Below are 19227 nucleotides of genomic sequence, written 5' to 3'. Positions count from 1 at the left end.
CACAGTTGTCCACCGGCCGTCAACCAAGGCACTCCGACACCGAGTGAGCCGACTCCCCATCGCTGGCAAAACCGCAGGTCACAGTCACGCCCACGGAATAGGTGACATCAATGAACCAATGACCTACGCATTGCGATGCATCGAGCCCAGGTGCCTGGTTTACCCGATTCCCATGGCTAACGCAACAAGAAAACCCCAGGTCAGAGACCTGACCCGGGGTTCACCTTGGAGCCGCCTGCGGGATTCGAACCCGCGACCTACGCATTACGAGCCCGAGAGTGATCATGTTGGCTGGTTCCGGGTCGTGCTGCCGAGTGACGTTTTTCCTGATCAGAGCGTACGCAGCAGGTTGAGCTGTGACAGCCTATGGTGCACCGTCCAAAGGCGTCCGTCCACCGGCTGTCCACCGAGCTGGCCAATAGGTCGGAACGGACGATCCAGGCACCGGGTTGTGAGACTCTGACAAGACCTCACGCAGCCCGCCCACGCGACATCCCTCTCCACACTGCCTACCTCGCCGGTCAGTTCAATCCGGTTCTTCTTCTCCCAGACCTGTCCAGATAGTCACTCACTGGAAAGCACAACAAACCGCACTGGCTCCGCAAGTACCTTGCCCGCGCCTTCCGGATCAGCGAGACGAACTGCGAGCGTGGCCTCGGCCAGCCGAGACGGGAGTGCTTCGCCGAACTTGAGGCCACGGACCGCTCGTCCGTCGACTTCGGGGAGACACAGTCGGGTGCCGGCGGTCACGAGCGCGGCCTGCCAGGCATCCGCGGTGAGATCCTCCCTCAGGCGGATCCACTGGTCGTCGACCCGCCGATGTGGCGCGACGAGGGACGGTAGCGAAGCAGCCAGTGTGGCGTTGGCACGGCGACCCGCCCACGTCCACCAGCGCAGGTCACCATCAGCGCGCCTGGTCACCAATGTCCCCCCGGGGTGGACGGTGTCCAGATGGACGTCACGAGCCTCGGCGAGTTTGGCCGTGGCCCGTTTGGTCAGGCGGACCGGCGGGTCCTGGCCGAGGAGGACGTCACGGGCCGCCCGGGCCAGCTGGAAGGATCGGAGGCGCTCCGCGCCGAAGCCGGTCCAGCGTGCGCGCCCGCCTTCGTCGGCAGGCTCGACGAAGCAGCGTTTGCGGCTCCAGTCGATGTACGTCACCAGCCAGCTGCGGCCGGCCAGCAGGAGCTTGCGCGGTCCCTCGATCTCCTCGGTGAGCAGATCGGGATCGGTGCGGCCGATCTCGCTGCGGCCGTTGAACACGGTGAACTCCGGTGGGGCTGTGAACGTCGCCGTGAGGTTCATGAAGTGACGGTGCCCGTAGCGCCGTTCGGCCTCCGGCCCGATGAAGAGCAGACCACCGTCCTGGTCCAGGTAGCCCTGTTCCACGAGGTGGCGGACGATGGGCGCCGCGCCCGGTCCGAAGGGGCCGATGCGGCCCCACCACTCTTCCCAGAGGTTCTCACCGACCCTGTGTTCCTGGAGGCACAGGGCCAGCAGCTGCTGGGCAACCAGGTGCCTCGGCTCGGGTGGCGCGACGACCGGCTCCACCCAGCCTCGCGACCACTGGAGCAGGAGCGCAGCCGCCGAGAGCAGCCCATCACCGCTGAGTGCGAGGAAGAGGCAGTTGCGTGTCGTTCCCGAGCGGCGGCCGGTGCGTCCGAGGCGTTGCAGGAACGAGGCGACGGTGGGCGGCGCGTCGAGCTGGATGACCCGGTCCAGGTCACCCACGTCGATGCCGAGCTCCAGCGTGCTGGTGGAGACGATCACGCAGTCGCGGGCCTCCGCGAAGGCGGCCTCGGCGCGCCTGCGCTCGTCGACGGAGAGCGATGCGTGGGACAGGAAGGTCGTCACACCCCGCAGGCGCAGCTGCTCGCCCAGCTCCTCGACGGTGCGACGGCTTTCGCAGAAAACCAGGCGCTTCTCACCCCGGTGCAGAGCGGCGATCACCGTCGCGGCGTTCGTGACGGAACCGACGTAGTCCAGTTCGATGTCCCCGGGCGGGACCGTGGCGGGCACGTCCTGCCGGGGAGCCCCGCCGATCGAATCCTTCGTGGCCTGGCCGGGCCGTTCCTCTCCGGTGAGGTGCGGGGCGACGACCCGGGCGGGTCGGCGTCCCAGTCCTGCCCCCTGGAGCCAGGCCAGCAGCTCGCCGGGGTTGCCGACGGTCGCCGACAGGCCCACCCGCTGGACCGGCCGTCCGACGACCCGGCTCAGGCGTTCCAGTACGGCCAGGAGGTGCCAGCCCCGGTCGTCGCCGGCGAAGGCATGCACCTCGTCCACCACGACGGCCCGCAGCCCCGCGAAGAATGCGCGGTGGTCGACGTGCACACTCACCAGCATGGATTCCAGGGACTCCGGAGTGGTGAGCAGAACGTCGGGGCGCCCGGCGAGGATGCCGCGCCGCTTGGACGTGGTGATGTCGCCGTGCCACAACTCGACGGTGCGGCCGAGCCACTGCGCGTACGTCCGCAGCCGCGGGTGCAGGTTGTTCAGCAGCGCCTTGAGCGGGCACACGTACAGCACGCTGGTGCCCGTCCAGCCCTGCCGGTTCATGCGCGTCAGCAGGGGGAACGTCGCGGCCTCGGTCTTCCCGCCGGCCGTGGGCGCGAGCAGGACGACGTCCTCGCCGCCCAGGAGCGGTCCGATCGCCTCCTCTTGCAAGGGGCGCAGGGACCGCCAGCCGAGGGAGTTGACGATGTGGTAGCCGAGGACGGGGTCGAGCAGGTCGAAGGGGTCTCCTGGTTCCTTCTCCGAGGTCATGAGGGCTCCAGGTCCAGTTCGATGTCCCCGGCTCCCACGGCCGCGTTCCGCTCGGTCTCGGTGAGTTCGGCGCCGCCGAGCGTGAGCGCGTAGTGGACGCGGGGGTCGAAGTCCGCGAACTCGTCGACCCGGTCCAGCACGTCGGCCACGAGCTTGCGCAGGTACAGGCGCGGAGCGATACCGACCCTGCCGCCGAGGGAGCCCGTGACCGCGCGGGCCAGTTCGTCGAGGTAGGCCTCGTCGACGCGGGCGGCGAGCCGTTCGGGGTGGCGTGCCACTCCCGCGTACAGATCCCGCACCTTGCGCCCGAGTTCACCGAGCGACGCCAGGTCGAAGCCGGGCAGCCGCAGTTGGACGGCGCGCGGCGAGTCGAAGCGGGGGTCGGTGGTGAAGTCCGTGGCCAGGCGCTGGGCGAGCGGCGCCAGGCGCTGCACGCCCTGCTGACCGTCGTAGAAGGCGGGGGTGCCGGTGATGACGAGGAACAGGCCTGGGAAGCGTCCGGCGTCGATCTCGTCGAGGAGCTGGCGCAGCGCGTTCAGGGACTTCTCCCGAACGTCGCCGCGCACCCGCTGAAGGGTCTCCACCTCGTCCAGCACCAGGAGGAGTCCCGGGTGCCCGCAGTCCCGCAGGACGGTGAGCAGGCCCTGGAGGAACCCGAGGGCGGCGAAGTGGTCGAGGTCGCCGCGGACACCCGCGACGCGCTTGGCAGAGGCGGCCACCGACTTCTGTCCGCCGAGCCAGGCGATCAGCGCTTCGGCGTGCGCCCCGTCCCCGGCCGCCACGGCACGGCGATAGCCGCGCAGAGCCGCGGAGAAGGCCGGCGTGGTCCGGGCGACTTCGGCAAGCCGCCGCTCCAGCAGTTCGTCGACGGCTTCGGCCAGAGCCTTCTCGTCGTCTTCGGCGATGTCACCGGCGGCGAGGATCTCCTCCTCTAGGGCGTAGAACCAGGAGTCGATGACCGCCCGGAGGGCGGAAGGCTGATGGGTGGCCGTGGTGAGGCGCTCGACGAGCCTGCGATAGACAGTTTCCAGGCGGTGCAGCGGCGTCTCGGTCTCGGAGATCTGCACCTCGCTCACGGCGAGGCCGCGCCGCTTGGCGCGCTCGGCGAGCCAACGGGCGAAGAATGTCTTGCCGGAGCCGTATTCACCCCGTAGGGCGTGGAAGGCGGAGCCACCGCGAGCCGCGGTGGCCAGGTCGTCGTCCAGGGCTGCTTCGAAACGTTCCAGACCGACGGCGAACAGGCCGAGACCGGCCTGCGGCACCGTGCCACGGCGCAGCGCGTCGAGTACGTCGCGTCGCCGCGCGGCACTGACCTCGGATTCGGATCTGATCACGCCGCATCCTCAAGGAACTGCTGTTGGAGAAGGGCTCGATCGAGCTGGACGGTCCGCCCGGACTCGACGAGTTGGAACACGGGATAGCCGTCGATGTTCAGGAGACGCTCCAGGACGGTGGCGAAGCGCTCCGGGTTGCGTTCCGACTTGCCCGTGGCGGTCTGCGCCGCCGCGGCCACCGCGCCGGGAGACAGTTTCCCACCCGCCGCGAGCAGCGCATCGAGCACGGCCGCGACGGCGGTGTCGCTCGGGGCGCCACGGACGAACTGGCGAAGCGTCCGGTACGGCTCGGACGTCACGGTCCGCCAACCGACGGTGTCCCGGTCCGGTACCGGGGTGGCGTCCGCACGCGCCGGTCCCGGTCGTGGCCGGGAGTACGCCGCCGCGACGGCGGACGGCTCGGCCGCACCCGGCGAGGTCCCCTCCTCGCCGTGCCACCAGGCGGGCGCGACCCGCTCGGCCGGCAGCAGCGTCCACTTCTCCGGGACCAGGTCCGCGGACGGGACCAGGGTGATCACGGGCACGGTGACCTCGGCAAGGGAGGCCCCGCCGTGGTAGCCGGCCTGCCGGGCGGTGTACCGCAGCTCCTCGCGCCAGGGCAGGGTGACACTGCCGCCCGGGGTGCGTACCCGGGGACCGGTCAGTGCGATCTCTCCCTCGCCCGGCGCACCGATGCGCCACCGGGCTCCCATGGCTCCGTCCGCCTCGGGCTGCTGCCCACCGCGTGGCGTGCGGTCGAGGACGTGACCGTGGTCGGACACCAGTACGACCGGCCGCCCGTAGTCACGGGCGGCGTTCAGCAGGTCGGGAAGTTTGCCGATGTCCTCTGGCGCCCACCTGCCACGGGCGCCTTCCCGGCCGTCGGCGAGCGCGTCGTCGATGGTGTTGAGGACCACCCCGACGATGTCATCGGAGGCGAGTGCCTGGATCAGCTCGGGTGCCAGCCGGTGCCCGGGCGGCCCCTCGTAGCCGCCCTTGTGGAAAAGGCGTGCGTCGCGATGGCGCTTCTTCCAGAAGGCGGTGAACCCGGCACGCTCCACGCTCTGCCCGCCGTCCGCCGGCTGCCCGCTGAGCAGCGAGGCGCGGCTGATCGTCGTCACGGAGGGCAGCATCGACACGGCGGCCTGGCGGGCCGCTTGCCGGCCCGGTCCGGGCTTGGGCACGACCTCGGTCCACACCCTGCGGTCCAGTCCGCCGACGAGCTGAACGGCCACGTCGGCGCTCATGCCGTCCAGTACGAGGATCAGCGGCCTGCCCCGCTCCCGGCCGTCCGAGTCGCCGTCGTCCCGCCGGACCGTTTTGCTCAGCGGCACGGCGGCCTCGACCAGGACGTTCTCGATGAGCAGGGCGCCTCCCGGCGCCTGCTGGCACGCGCTCTCCGTCCACACGGCGAGCCGCTTCGCGAACTCCTCGTCGATCCCGGCCCGGCGAGCCCGCACGGCTCCTATCAGCCGGTGGTACGCGTCCGAGACGACCGGATCCCGGTGGGTGTCGCCCTCCGCGAGGATTCCCACGGCCAGATCGGCCCAGCCCGACGAGGCCAGGTGGGTCTGGACACCCTGCCCCACCGACTCCATCGGTTCCGGCGACGACTTCAGCCAGCGGACCAGGCGTACGGCGGTCTCGGCGGTCTCCGTGGAGTCGGCGTACAGCGCGGCGAGCTGATGGTCCGCCAGTTCGCGCAGGGCGGCCTCGGCAGCAGTCGCCGGCCCGTCCAGGACGGTGGCGAGATGCCGCAGTCGCGCCCGGTACCCGGAGGGCAGCAGCCGGTCGGCGCCGATCAACGGGCTGAGCCGGGCGTCGGTGGCGAGCCGGTCCGCACGGTCGAGGACGTCGGACACCCGGCCACGAGCGTCCGCGCGCTGCGGCCCGCTGCCCTCGGCCTGGGCGATCCACCGGGTGAGGACCCCGGTGGCGGCGTCGGCGAACGGCCGCAGCGACTCGAACGAGGGGAGCACCGCGCCGAAGAGGGTCCCGAGCGCGAAGCCCGCGGCCTCCGGCGCCGCGGACGACAGGGCTGCCGAAGCGAGTGCGCCCAGCGGCAGAGCGTCACCGCCGCGTCCGTCGGCGGCCAGCCCCAGCAGCATGGGCGCGACCGACCCGACGGCCTGCGCGAGCCACTCGCCGAGCCCTTCGCGCTCGGCCTCGGACAGCGCGGCGAACCGGGCCGGGCCGGCGGCCGTGCGGGTCCAGGCGAACAGGGCGTCGGCGTCGAGGTCGAGGGTGTCGGCCGTGGTGTCCCCCAGCCCGAGTCGCGCGCCGAGCAGGGCCCGCACGGCGCGGTCACGCGTGAGAACGGACCCCGCCCGCGGCCAGCCGTCCACCGGCTCGGCTTCCAGCAGCGCGTCCAACAGCCAGCGCTCGCCCGCCATCCGCGAGTCGAGATCGGTGGCGCGGAAGAGCTGCTTGACGACCTCGGCCCGGTCGACGCCGAGAGCGCGGTGGCGGACCGCCTGCGCCCGGAGGTCCCAGCCGAACTGGTCGGCGGGCACCGAACCGGTGACCACGAGGACACCGTCACCGGCTGCCCCTTCCTCGGCCTGGTGCCGCTGCCACGCCTCGACGATGCCCAGCAGGGAGCCCTGCTCGGTGATGCGCACCCGGCGGTTGCCGCCGTCGACGCGCACGGTGAACTCGCCTTCCCCGTCGGGGCCCTCGTAGACGGCGTCGACCAGGACGAGTCGCTTTCCCGGGGCCTCGGGAAGCTCCGCCTGGAGCAGGACCTCGATCGCGCGTCGTCCCACGGCGGGGCGTGCGGCCATCACCGGCGTCCTTCCGCCTCGGCTCCGGTGTCGTCACCCGGCACGGCGGCATCGACGGCGTGCCAGACGATCTCGACGGCCGTGTCCGGGTGTCGGGTCTGGAATGCCTCGATCTCCTGCCGCATGGCGGCCAGTTCGGCGGCGAGCACGGCCTCCAGACCGCCGGGCTCGGCGTGGATGACCCGGCGCACCGCCCGGACGGGACCGTCCGTCTCCGCGGGCTCCTCGGCCTGCGGCGTCGCCTCGGCTCCCGGCCGAGGCACGGCCGGCTGCGAGGACACGGGCGGGTTCCCGTGCTGGGACAGCGGGATCTGCTCCGGCCCGGGGGTGGGCGTGGGCAGCGGCAACGGTGCGGTGCGCTCCACCTTGAGCGCGGCATCGACGATGGCCATCGCGGTCTCCCGGACGCCGTCGAGCACGGGCACCAACGACCGCTTGAGCTCGGATTCGCGGGCGGCCTCTTCCAGCCGGGCGAGGAGCCGGGCAGCGCGGTCACCCACGCTGTCGTCCCGGCCGCTCAAGCTCTGCACGCTGGCCAGCAGCCGCCAGTCGGTGGCGTCCAGGGCCTTCAGCACGTCCTCGGCGCTGTCCATGACGTGGGCCAGGTCCCGGTCGGCGGTCTCGTAGGTCAGCGAGGCCAGCTCCTTGACCAGGGCGGTCGCATCCGCGCCGTGCCGGCCGAGTCGGGCCAGGAGGCGCGCGGCCTCGCGCAGCATGCCCCTGCGGGGCGCGGTGTCGTCGAGACCGAGCAGGGCCGCATGCCGGTCGAGCACTTCCCGGACGCCGGCCACGTCCTTCTCGAACGCCTCGACCTTGGCGCGGACCTCGCCGGCGAGCGAGTTGACGTTGCGCGCGTAGGGGTTGGGCTTGGCGGCCACGCCGAAGAGCCGTCCGGCACGGTCCCGGGCCATCTCGTACTCGTCCTTGCTCGGCAGCGGCTGGGAACGCAGTGTCCAGCCGGGCCCGATCGCGGACAGCTCGGGGGCCGCGGTCTCGCGCCCGGAGTGGAACACCCAGGCACGGTCGTCGAGCAGCGCGTACGCGGCGATCAGCAGGTTCGACGTCTGCGGGTCGAGGCCGCCGTAGCCGAGGTCCTTGGTGATCCACCGGCGGATGTCCTCGACCTTGAGGTCGTCGCGCTCCTGGTTCTGGGCGGCGGCCTGGTTGATGCGGGTCCGCCATTCGGCACGCAGCACGAGCGGCCCCTCATGGACCGTACCGAGTTCGAGCGCTTCCACGATGCGCTTGACCGTCGGCGCGTGGTGACTGTCGACCTCCACCCGGCCTCCGTCGTCCATGGCGCGGGTGATCCACTCCAGCGCGGTGCGCAGCTCGCCCGCGGTGACGGCCTTGGGCTGACCGGAGCGAGGGTCGGGGCCGAAGTCGGGGTGCTTCGGGTACAGCGCGGAGAACACGTCGTCGGCCAGCTTCGGCACGGAGTCGGCGAACGGCTTGCCGGACGCCGGCTCGGGGCGTGACAACTGGGGCAGGAGCGACAGCACATGGCGCCCGTCGACCACCTCGGCGGCCCTGGTGCCCTCCTTGGGCGTCGCGATGCCGTACACCTCGCCCAGCGATTCGACGAGGGTGCGGGTGAGGGTCTCGCGCCCGACCTCCAGCTGGCGCCGGGCCTTGGCGCGGTCATCGGGCGAGTAGGTGCGCGTGTACTCGTCGAGCCGGTTGCGCTCCAGCAGGAAGGTGATCCGCATGAGCCGGCCGAGCTGCGCCTTGCGCTGCTCGGAGAGGAAGTCGGGCAGCCAGACGAGGGTGGGTTCCTTCAGACCGTTGTCCTGTAGCTCCTTCACCCGCTGGTAGGCGTAGCTGGGGGAACGGTTCTCGTCGTCCCAGGGGTAGTCGACGACGAAGCGGATGTTTCCGGCCTCGGACGGGGTGAACTGCTCGTCCGCCAGGTCGCGGCGGTCGAAGACGTTGCCGAAGACGAATTCGGCGGTCCGCCGCGTGCCGCGCCAGATGATCTCCCGCTCGGCGACGAGCTTCCCCTCGCGGACGCCGAGCAGCTCCCACAGCCGGTCCCGCACCCACACCCGGCGCACACCCGCCTTGTCCTCACCGGCGGCGGCATCCAGCAGCGGCTCGACGTCGAGGTCGGACAGGTGCAGCGAGAAGACCGGGTCGCCCTCGCCCTCCGCGCGCAGCTCGGAGGGGAACTCGTTCTGCAGGGCCCGCATCCGCTCGATGACCTTGTCGCCCTCGGGCACGGTCCGGGAGCGCACGGACCCGTGGTTGAGCGCGGCCAGCCGCGAACCGGTGAGCCGGCGCAGGGCGGGTACGTCGGGCGCGAGCGCGGCCAGCAGCAGGGTCTTGACGAAGCGGTCGTCGGCGAGGAAGTCGGGATTGTCGTCCGCACCGTACTTCTCCAGCAGGTGCTGACGGGCCTTGGCGTGGAACTTCACGGCCGCCGCGGACTCGTACTTGAGCTGCTCGGTGAAGGCGGCCCCGGTCCCGTCCACCAGGACGTCCCAGAGGTCGCCGAGCGGGATGAGGCGGCCGAGCGGGGCACCGGCGTTCAACTCCAGCAGCTGCTGGACCAGCTTCAGGCCGCTGCGCTCGCGCTGGAGCGCGCCGGACAGCGCCACGAGCACGTTCAGCAGGGCGGGAGAGAGCGGGTAGACGCGCTTGAAGTCGTCCCAGTCGGCGCTGGTGGCGCCCTCGTCGTCCAGCAGGATGTCCTTGACCTGCTGGTTGGAGCGGCCGATGCCCGCGAAGGAGGCGGCCAGGACCTCCTCCTGGCCGGGCCTCGGCTTGAGCACTCGCTCCTTGATGATCTCCGGGAGGTTACGGTCCTCCAGGTTGATGACGGTGAAGCGCTCCTTCAGGTACTCCAGCGCCTGCTCCATGTTCTGCACGTCGGCGCCGAGGATGTCCTTGCCGATGAGCTGGGACAGGTCGCGCTGGCGGGAGATGAAGGAGACGATCGGCACCGGCCGGTCGGCGTTGCCCGCCTCGATCAGCTTGACGAGCTTCTGGATCTCCTCGTTGACCCAAGTGCGCTCCCGCATCCGGGCCTGGAGCCAGAGGATCAGCTCGTCGAGGAAGAGCACCACACCGTCGTAGCCGAGCGACCGGGCGTGCTTGCTGATCACGCTGAGGCCGTCGTCCAGTGGCAGGAACGCGTCCGCGTCGCCGGTCTTGCCGGCCGCGTAGGACTTCATGGGGCCGCTGAGCAGGGCGGAGACCAGGCGGCCGCGGCGCTCGTCGCCGGCGGGCGCGGCGAAGGCGGCGTCCAGCTCGGCAGCCGTCCACGCAGTGGCGGCGACGGACCCGATGGGAGCGAGTTCGTCGTCGTCCTCTGCTGTTGCGGGGCCGCTTCCGATGGGCGTCAGGCCGTCGTCCCCGGCCGGCGCCGCGGGGGCGGCGGTGGGCAGCAGTCGGGCGAACGCCTCGTCGCCGAGGGAATCGCGCAGGGCGCGGGCGTCGACGAGCAGCGAGTCCGACTTGAACACCGCCGGAGTCGTCGCCTCCGGGTGCTGCGCGCGCACGGTCTTCACATATCCGTCGAGCAGCGCCGAGTCCAGGTTGGCGGCGCCCACCAAGTGGTAGGGCACCATCAGGAACTTCTTCCCGGGCAGCCAGTCGTCGTGCCCCGCGACCACTTCACGCAACCGCTTCTTGTCACGGGCGGCCTGGTCGCCGTTGAGCACAGCGTGCAGCACGGTCAGGAAGTGGCTCTTACCGGCACCGAAGGAGCCGTGCAGGTAGGCGGCGTAGGAGTTGTTCTTGCGCACGGCACCGCGCACCAGCTTCAGCGCCTCGTCGAACTGCTTGGCGAGCTGTGGGGTGACCACGTACTCCGCCACCGAGCCGGCCAGGTCACCGCGGAACCCCTGGGACAGGGCGATCTTGAAGTCGCCTGCGCTGGCGTCCTCCTTGATATCGAGGACGTCCCTCAGCACGACATTGCTGCCCCTGGCCATCGGCGCTCCCGCTCCCCCACTCGTCTCCCGCCCGGCCGCCCCGGCCGGTCGCCTCACGCTGCGCGGCGCGGCGGCACCTGCCGCACGCGCGCATCAGTGTTCAATCCTGCCAGCTCGGCGCGGCGGAAAGTACGTGACCGAGGGAACCCGTGATCATCTGCCCTTCGGGCCGGTGGGTGCCGTTCCGTCGGGGCGGCGGAACGGCACCCACCGGGCGGTCATGGGTCACTGGCCACCGGTCGGGACGGCCTCCTCGTCCTGCTCGTCCTGCTCGTCCTGCTCGTCGTCCTCATCGGCCTCGTCGGTCTCCGTCGCCGCCAGCCGCAGGCCGCGGGACTCGGCGACCAGCAGGGCGTCGCGCAGGCACTCGGCCAGCCGGGAGGCGGCGAACCGCACCTCGGCGCACGGCGAGGCGAGGTCGGCCAGCACCTCCCGGGCGTGGTCGAGGACGTCCGCGCCCGTGTCGAGGAGCGTGGCCTCCACGTCGTCGGCCAGGCGCGACACGTAGCCGCCCTCGGCGGCCGACACGAGGTAGCACGGCTTGCCTTCGGGGGACGTCCACGGCAGCAGGCGGGGCGTGCGGCCGGAGTTCGCGCCGTACCGCATCACGCGGCCACCTCCCGCATGCCGATCGCGTGGCGGCCGGGCCCCCGCAAGGGCACCCGGAAGGGGGAACGGGCGATCCTGCGGTGGACGCCCCGACCGGGGGCGAGCAGAAGCCGCAGCCGCTCGGCGGTGTGGCGGATAAGGTCGTACATGTCGACGCTCCAGTTCAGCGTTGGCCACGCCCCGGGAGGTCTGACCACCTCGCCGGGGTATTTGCTGCTTACGACCGTAACGCGCTCTACAGACCTCTGTATACAAGTACAGAGAGATCCATACGATCGTGTTGATCGAGACCCCTCTACGTTGGACGTATGAGCGATATGGAGCCGAAGGCGGTCTTGGATCCCATGAGCGCGCGACCGCTCTACATCCAGTTGGCCGATGCCATCACCAAGAAGATCCGCAGCGGCGAGTTGGCACCGGACAGGCCCATCCCCTCGGAGAATCACCTCGCCGACGAGTACGGCGTAGCGCGACTCACAGCGCGACGTGCAGCGCAGGAGCTTCGCGAACGTGGGCTCATCGTCACCGTACGCGGCAAGGGATCCTTCGTGGTCGAGCAGCCTCCCACGGACGAGACCGCCGACTGACTGATGGACGACCGACAGGGCCGCGCGAAACATCGCGCGGCCCTGTTCAGTTCGCTACTTCCGCCCCCCGCGCTTCTTCTCCGGTCGCCAGTCGCGGAGATCGGACTCCGACAGGTGGCGCTCGACACGACCCCGGTTCAGGACGGTCTGGAACTCCTCGGCGGGGTTGCCACCCCACTCCGGGTCGTCCCCGTCGTGCCACTGGCGCACCCAGGGCATGATCTCCTGAAGCCCGGCGAGCAGCGGCGTGAAGCGCGGATCCTCCTTCTCCCAACCATCAACCGACGAACGGTCGTTGACGAGGTTGACGAGCGCTTCGGCCTGATCGCGGTGGTTCCAGCCGCCCCAGCCGAGGAGAAGCGACGGATCGCCGTCCGGGGAGGCACCGGGGTAGGAGACGAACCGCTCCTTGGGCACGTCGAGCTTGCCCCGGTTCGACCAGTAGGAGTGCTTGAGGAAGTCGGCGCCCGTGTACTTCGGAGGCACCTTGATGTCGAGCCGCTGCCCGGTGCTGTCTTCCTCGCGCTGCTGCTCCCACACCCGCTCCCACTGCTCGCGCTTGCGCAGGCCGGTCTCCTTGTAACGAAGCGCAGCAAGGTAGGGCACGTGCTCGGCCTCGATGACCGCAGCGAGAACGGTCGCCAGGGAAGCCTCGCGGTTGCCGAGGTGGTCGGTGGCATAGAGCGCGGCGACGGCCTGGACACCCTCGTCGTGGCGCAGGGCATCGGCGAGCTGGAACACCGTGAGCGTTCGGGGCGCGTCATAGTCGCCGCGCTCCTCGAACCACAGCTCCTCCCGCTCGGCGGCATCGAGCAGCCAGGCGCGCAGGGCGGTGGCCTCGCGCTTCTCCCACGCTTCCGTGGACCAGCGCCGCTTGTACTCAGGACGCTCGATCAGCCGGATGTCCTTGTTCGACGCGATGATGTCGAGCCTGGCCTGGACGACCTTCTGGTACGCCTCAGGCCACTCAGCTGGGATCTCGGCCGTCGCGGTCTCGGTGGACCCGTGCCGCGCGAACCAGGCAGTCTCAGCCTCGCCGGCGTCGACCTTCTGCTTCAGCGCGATCTCGAAGGCCCGCTGCCCGAGCCGGAGCTGCGGCGCATCAGCGTCGCTCATTTCGCCAGGGCTGCCTGGGAGGGTGGTCAGCGCGACCTCCCTGGGCGTGAGCAACCCATACGCCCCGTAAACCGTCCAGTCCAGCTCCTCTTGGAGCAGAACCATCCGCGCCCGGATCGCCTCCTGCACGGCGTGCGCTTCATCGAGTGCCGCGCGGGTGGGCGCGCCGGAGCTAGCGACGGCAGACGGCTCGCACTCGGCCAGTTTCTGAGCGAGCACGTCGAGTTCGCGCGCAAGGGCAAGAGGCAAGACATCGGGAATTGGGAATTCCTGGAGCTTAGTTCCGGTAAATTCGTAGAACCGCTCCCACTCCTGAGACTTGAACCCCTCGTTAACCCCTTGGCTCCCCTTATCGTGGCTAACCTGCTTCAGCCAGAAGCAAGCCGTCGACGAGTTCAGCACTCCCAGCAGGGCCAGGTGTTGCTCCTCGCTAGCACCTTTCGACAACTTGATCACGGGCGCGGAACGGTTGAAGACCTTCCCGCCCCGATCCAGCATGAAGTGGTTGTGCGTGGCAACAAACGCAAATGAGATAAGCGCGGATGCACGAGTTCGCTCCCAGGAGAGCATGATGTGCTCGTGCCAGGCCATCCCCCGCTCTTCGCGCGTCTTTCCGAAAGTGAGCCCGGCTTTCAAGTTGCTTCGGTACGGCCAGAAGAGCGCGGTGCTTTGCAGGGAAAGATCAGCATTCTGGTCTCGGTAGGGCCAGAGAACAACGGCACCCGTGTTAGTGAACCAGTCCCTTAGGACATCTCCCGTGACAAGCGTCCGGTGAGCTACAGCATGCCTCTGCCAGAGAGTGGGAAGGCGCTCTGCGCCGAAGACATCATCCTCGCCCAGAATGTCGTGAAACCCGGTGGAGTCGATCACCCCGCTGAGCCGTTGCGCGCAGTGCCCTTCCACGGTCTCCATGACAGAGCCCGCACCACCGCCACTCAGCGACCACGGAAAGTTAGCGAACCGAGCCCGCTCCACGTCCTCAACGCTGATCCACTCCGACTCGCTCCCTGGCTTCCCCACCTGCTCGGTGATCGCCACCCAGACCTCGCCGAGCGCACCCTCGTCGGGAATACCAGCTTCGCCCCGAACGCCCAGCACCGCCCGAATGGACTGAGCCTGCCGCGCGACCTGGTTCCGCCCGGCCAGGATCACCGTCGGCGTGCCGTGCCCGGGAATGTACGCACCTGAGGTGTCGATAATGTGCGACAACTCAACACCAGCGAAGTCGCGCTTCCGCTTCGCCGCTGGGTCCTTGTACAACCCACCGTGGAAGAACGACTCGATGAGGAGCTTGCCGAACTCCCGCTTCATAAAGGAGTTCGAGGTGATCTGCCCGGTGAAACCGCCATCCCGGCTGCCACCCTCCGCGCGAACCGCCAGCTCGAAGATCCGCTGCGCAAAGGGCACCGACAGCGCGTACTTGCCCGAGCAGGCCCAGTACACCCCTCGGTAGTTCTCGTTCTCCTGCTTGTCCTTGACCGTGATGTACGGCGGATTCGCCACGACCACGTGGTAGGACCCCCGCCCGAGCAGGTCCACCTCCCGCGTGTACTTCTCGACGTCCTCCGTCCGATAGTGGAAGGTCTCCGGCGCCTCCCCCAGAAGCGTCTCCTCGATCATCGTGGCTTCCCGCCCGTGCAGCAGCGAGTCCGCCACCGCTACCCGGATCGGCATAGCGGGCGCCCGCCGAAGATCCCGTTCGCCGCCCTCCTTCAACGTCTCCACGAGCAGCCGGAAGCGGGCGATGGACACCGCGTACGGGTTCCTGTCAGCGCCGTGCACGGACTCCAGGGCGCGGCGGATGTGCACCCAGCGGTCCACACCGGGCTCCAGCTCACGCCACTTGGCGAAGATCCGCCGGAACAACCCCAGCAGGAAGTGGCCCGACCCGCACGCCGGGTCGATGCAGCGCAGGCCACGGCCACGGCCCTCCCCGTCGACGTCACCGGTCCAACCGGCCGGCGTGTGCTTCCACACCGGGTCCAGGCCGAATTCCTCAAGCGCCGGCTCCAACGTCAGATCAAGGATGAACTTCTCGACGAACTCCGGAGTTTGCAGCAGTGCGTAGGTCTTGCGGGCGTGCTCGGAGAGGTCCTGGTAGAGGTCACCGAGGAAGTGGGTGTCCAGCTCCGGGTCGGTGAAGTCGTAGCGGGTCTCGCCGTCCGGGCCTCGGTCGCGCCAGAACGCCAGCAGGCGGGCGGCAGCCTCGTACGACGGCATGACCTCCCACAGCGGGTTGAAGTCCTCGTCGAAGAGTCCCGCCGCAGTCGGGTGGGCGTCGGCGAGCGCGGCGAAGGCGGCCAGCAGCCAGTCACGGTCGTTGCGCTCGGGGTGCGCCCGGAAGTAGTCATCGTGCCGGTCCTGCGCCTCGGCCAGCCGCTCGCGCGGGCCGGACAGCCAGGCATCGGGGATCAGCCCGTTGTCCTCGCTGAAGCGAACGAAGACGCAGGCCAGGACCCACGCGGAGGCGATCTGCACCAGGCGTTCGTCCAGCCACGTCTCGTAGTGCGCGCCCGTACGCTCCGACTCCACGGCGCGGTCGTACTCACCGCGCAGCGGCCCGTCGAACTCCTCCAACTGTGCCCGGTCCCTGAGGTCCCGCTCCAGCAGGGCAACCTGCTTCTGGAGGTCCTTGAGCAGCGCCTCGTGGTCCAGCGACGCGCCCGCCGTCTTGCGGGCTTCCTCAGACGACACCGGTGGAACCTCTCATCCCCGACACTCCGGCCGTACTGCACGGCCATCCGTCCATCCTGCCAGCTCGGCCCGATATCAGAAGCCGTCGGGGTTAGGCCGCTGGCCTCGGCACCCCGCCCTTGCGGCCCAGCCCGAACGCGATCCGGTACACGTCCGGCAGATCCAGGCGACCGTCGCTGCGGGGCGGCGTCATGACACCGAGGTCCTTCAGCTCCTCGATGAGCCGGGGCAGGTCGTCCGGGTGGCGAGGACCGGTGCGCACAAGCGCGGGTTCATCGGCCTGCGCATACCGCGCCGCATCCTTGGCCAGCGCGACCGTCAGGTTGGCGTTCTGCCAGATGTCGATCACCTTCGCCTCCTCGATCGGAACCTGGCACCCGGCAAGCGGTTCTATGGCCAGCCTGACCCACGGAGTGTCCTCGCTGACCTCCTCGACCCGGCTCTTCGACGCCTCCTGCACCCCCTTGCGGATCGCCTCGTGGTGCAGCGCCCGGTCCTGCGCGGGATGGCTCGCCCGAGTCGCCTCGGCCGCCGTCCAGAGGGCCTTGAGGAAGCTGCGGGGACTGATCCGGCCGACGCCGTCCATGAGGTGGTTCGGCAGCCAGGTGTACGGTCGCCCCTTGCGGTGGTCGCTGCCCATGAAGGGGCCGGCGATCTGCTCGAAGTGCAGCTGCTGGAACTTGGCATCGTTGCGCAGCAGGATCGGCGGTACGTGCCTCGCCTGGTCGGCACCTGCTTCCCAGCCTCCGACCGTCCGACGGAACCGTTCCGAAAGTTCGGCGTACTCGCCGTCCTCGTTACCCAAGAAGTGGAAGAGCAGACCGTACAGGTCGGTCCGCGTCCACTCCAGGTGCGCTGCGTAGCCTGACAGCTTCGACGCATCCGGGAAATGCGGCTTGGCCGAGTCGAACATGTCCGGCCGGATGAACACCTTGAGGCGGATGTTCCGGGTGCCGAACCGCATGTGGAGGGCCAACCGCAGGATGCCGGCAACCAGCTGGTCCGCCTTCTCCCGTTCGTCGTGCAGGTGTTCCAGAGCGTCGAAGAGCAGCAGGTGCACGATGTTCTCCTCGTGCGCCTGCCCGTCCGCCCGTTCCACCGTGCGCTGTGCCGAGTCCGGGTTGTCGCGCACCCAGGCGACCTTCTCGCGCCAGGCGGGCAGGGCCCGCAGTTCCTCCTGGCCCAGAGCGGTCAGGAGGACGGTGTACCAGATGGTGTACGGGTCCGTCCGGGTCATGAGGTCGCGCAGCACGGGCGGTCCCGGGTAGCGGTCCGACATCAGCGCCAGGCCGTACCCTCGGGCGACCTTCAGCCTGCGCAGGCGCGCGATGCGGTACTCGGTGGCCGCGAGTTCACGGAGTCGGTCGTCCAGCAGGGACTGGTACCAGAACGTCTTGCCCACACCCCGGCCACCCGGCACGACGGTGGTGTCGACGTAGAGCGCACTGCGGTGCGAGTCCGGCATGAACAGGGTGCGCGCGGTCGGTGGCCTGGTGTCCGCGTAGGCGGCCTCCTCCAGCGCGGAGGACAGCAGGTCGCGATACTCGCGCGCGCTGAGGGGCACCTCGACGGTCATGACGTTCCTTCCGGGCCGTTCCGCAGATCCTCCGTGATCCGCTCCATGACGGTATCCAGGAACTCACGGTACGCGGCCTGCACGAACGCGCGGTCCTGCCAGCCTGGTGCGTTCGCCGCGTCCATCCCGACCAGACCGGGCTCGAAAAGGATCGGGATCGCCCAATGGGCTTCCGACTCCTCGTTCACGTTCTGCGAGAACGGTGCCGGCTCAGTCGTGGCGTCGGTGGTGCCCAGCGGATTGCCCGGCACGTCGTCGTACAACGGGCTGAAGCACTCGAAGGCCCGCCTCCGGAACGCGTCCAGGTAGTCCTCCATCGGATAGTGCACCGAGTCGGGCACCATGGAGGCCACCATCCGCAGCTTCCCGCGGATCCGCGAGGCCTGGCCCGTGGACTGCCAGGCGGCGAACAGATCGCCGTATCCCTGCCAGGTCTGCTCGTTGCTCGAACCGAACAACAGCGCCAGGTCAGCCAGCCGGGAGATGGCGATCGCCGCCACGTCGTGGATGCCGGCGCGGCTGTCCAGCAGGACGACGTCCGGACGCCGGACACCGTCGTTGTGCCGTTCCACGGCGTCCTCACAAGCGCGGACCGCCTGTTCCAGCCGGTCCGCGAAGGACGCGCCCGCCGTGTCGGCGTAGACGCGGTTCAGCTTGTCGACGTACGAGTACGGGACGTCCTGGGAACCGCGGCCCCGCGCCGGGGCCACCCACAGCTCCCCGTAGCGGTCCTGCGGGAGGTACGAGGAGCGCTCCACGACCTCCAGGCCGTCGGCATTTCCGACCACGGCCTCCACGAGTTGGTCCACGATCCCGTGGGGCGGCAGGGCCTTGCCCATGAGCAGCGGGCCTGCTCCCGGCGACTCCAAGTCGAGGTCCACGACCAGGACACAGTGGCCTTCGTCGGCCAGACGACGGGCCAGCACGGACATCGCCGTCGTCCTGCCCACGCCTCCCTTGAAGCCGTAGAGGGCGACCCGGTACGGGCGGTCGCCGCCGGGGGCGGGCTCCGGAACGCTCACCTTCGCCCAGTCCTCGCCGACGACGGTGTTGTCCAGGAACCGGACGGAGCCCACGCCGGACGGACCGCCGGAGTCGGGGACGGCGCGAGGGGAGTTCAGCAGCGCGTCCGCCGAGAACATCTCCGAGGCGAGCAGCGCGGGCTGGTCGGACCGGTACCGGCCGAGTCGTTCGGTCAGTTCGACGGTCCACGCGTCCCGGAGGCGGTCGACGCCCTCCTTGCCCGTGTCGTCCACCACGAGGGAGAAACGGCCGAGCACGTCCCGGACCAGCACGACGTGGAAGCCCCGGCCTGCCACGTCACGCGCGACCTCGAACGCGCGCTGGCGTGCCTCGTCGAATCGGACGGGGAAAGGGGAGGTGGTCACGGGAGCCTTCCGTTCAACACGACGTATTCGTGCAGGGAGAGTATGCGGTGGGCGGCGTCCCGGCGTTCGCCCACCACCTCCGGCTTGACGTAACCACCGTCGAAGTAGCGGTACTTCACGTGCCACTTCTTGAACACCCGAAGGTCGCCGTCGAGTGCCGAGTGGAGCGGACCGGCGGTCCGGCCGCGGGCCAGTACGGCGACGTCCTTGATCAGTTCGTTGATATGGCCGAACTCGATGATGCGGTCCGGGTCGTCCGGATGCGGAGCGTGCGGCTTGGAAGAACTCATCGTCACCTCCGTGAGCCGCAGCAGCAGACTCTTCACCGCGCACTCTGCCGCGAAACCGTACAGATGGTCAGCAGTGGGCAGGCGGCTGTCCTTACGGAGGAAGTCCGCGTCGCGGAAGTGCCGCTGCGCGGCTGACTGGAAGTGGGCTTCCTGCGAGGTATCCGGCACACCCGGAT

11 protein-coding genes are annotated in these 19227 nt (G+C 69.7%); 1 reads left to right on the top strand and 10 read right to left on the bottom strand.

The genetic code is table 11. The features are described from left to right. Nucleotides 1-564 precede the first annotated feature (564 nt). The 6 genes from AB0Q99_RS14060 to AB0Q99_RS14035 all read right to left on the bottom strand — a co-directional run bounded on the left by AB0Q99_RS14060 (nt 565) and on the right by AB0Q99_RS14035 (nt 11549). On the bottom strand, nt 565-2760 hold the full coding sequence (locus tag AB0Q99_RS14060; protein WP_363571358.1) for a DEAD/DEAH box helicase: 2196 nt from the start codon (nt 2758-2760) through the stop codon (nt 565-567). Then, entirely contained in the window at nt 2757-4091 is a 1335-nt protein-coding gene (gene brxD / locus AB0Q99_RS14055; RefSeq protein WP_363571671.1) for a BREX system ATP-binding protein BrxD, read from the bottom strand. Before brxD ends, AB0Q99_RS14060 begins: the two co-directional genes overlap by 4 nt. Further along, nucleotides 4091-6856 (bottom strand): BREX-2 system phosphatase PglZ, encoded by a 2766-nt coding sequence (gene pglZ / locus AB0Q99_RS14050; RefSeq protein ID WP_363571356.1) that lies wholly within the window; start codon nt 6854-6856, stop codon nt 4091-4093. The genes brxD and pglZ overlap by 1 nt, the downstream gene beginning before the upstream one ends. Beyond that, nucleotides 6856-10791 carry a hypothetical protein gene (locus AB0Q99_RS14045; RefSeq protein WP_363571354.1) on the bottom strand — a complete coding sequence of 1312 codons (3936 nt, stop codon included), beginning with the start codon at nt 10789-10791 and terminating at the stop codon, nt 6856-6858. Before AB0Q99_RS14045 ends, pglZ begins: the two co-directional genes overlap by 1 nt. Before the next feature lie 225 nt (nt 10792-11016). Continuing rightward, entirely contained in the window at nt 11017-11397 is a 381-nt protein-coding gene (locus AB0Q99_RS14040) for a hypothetical protein (RefSeq protein WP_363571352.1), read from the bottom strand. After that, nucleotides 11397-11549: a hypothetical protein gene (locus tag AB0Q99_RS14035; protein WP_363571350.1), complete on the bottom strand. Its 153-nt coding sequence runs from the start codon at nt 11547-11549 to the stop codon at nt 11397-11399. Before AB0Q99_RS14035 ends, AB0Q99_RS14040 begins: the two co-directional genes overlap by 1 nt. 159 nt (nt 11550-11708) lie before the next feature. On the opposite strand from AB0Q99_RS14035, the gene AB0Q99_RS14030 reads away from it, so the two are divergent. Next, nucleotides 11709-11987: a GntR family transcriptional regulator gene (locus AB0Q99_RS14030; protein ID WP_363571348.1), complete on the top strand. Its 279-nt coding sequence runs from the start codon at nt 11709-11711 to the stop codon at nt 11985-11987. A 54-nt stretch (nt 11988-12041) separates the two neighbouring features. On the opposite strand, the gene pglX is transcribed toward AB0Q99_RS14030, so the two are convergent. The 4 genes from pglX to AB0Q99_RS14010 all read right to left on the bottom strand — a co-directional run bounded on the left by pglX (nt 12042) and on the right by AB0Q99_RS14010 (nt 19219). Continuing rightward, the gene (gene pglX, locus AB0Q99_RS14025) at nt 12042-15797 is read right to left on the bottom strand and encodes a BREX-2 system adenine-specific DNA-methyltransferase PglX (RefSeq protein ID WP_363571346.1); all 3756 of its coding nucleotides are present in this window, start codon (nt 15795-15797) and stop codon (nt 12042-12044) included. Between the two features lie 91 nt (nt 15798-15888). Continuing rightward, nucleotides 15889-17373 carry a hypothetical protein gene (locus tag AB0Q99_RS14020; protein WP_363571345.1) on the bottom strand — a complete coding sequence of 495 codons (1485 nt, stop codon included), beginning with the start codon at nt 17371-17373 and terminating at the stop codon, nt 15889-15891. After that, a complete protein-coding gene (locus tag AB0Q99_RS14015; RefSeq protein ID WP_363571343.1) occupies nt 17370-18761 on the bottom strand; it encodes an AAA family ATPase in 1392 nt (463 codons plus the stop codon). Before AB0Q99_RS14015 ends, AB0Q99_RS14020 begins: the two co-directional genes overlap by 4 nt. Further along, nucleotides 18758-19219, bottom strand: a complete 462-nt coding sequence (locus AB0Q99_RS14010) for a hypothetical protein (protein ID WP_363571341.1) — start codon at nt 19217-19219, stop codon at nt 18758-18760. The genes AB0Q99_RS14015 and AB0Q99_RS14010 overlap by 4 nt, the downstream gene beginning before the upstream one ends. Nucleotides 19220-19227: the final 8 nt, after the last annotated feature.

It is taken from the genome of Kitasatospora sp. NPDC086791 (genome assembly GCF_040685975.1).
Classification (GTDB): Bacteria; Actinomycetota; Actinomycetes; order Streptomycetales; family Streptomycetaceae; genus Kitasatospora.
The sequence above is the reverse complement of the archived record's forward strand: the minus strand, read 5'-3'. Positions and strand labels throughout refer to the sequence as shown.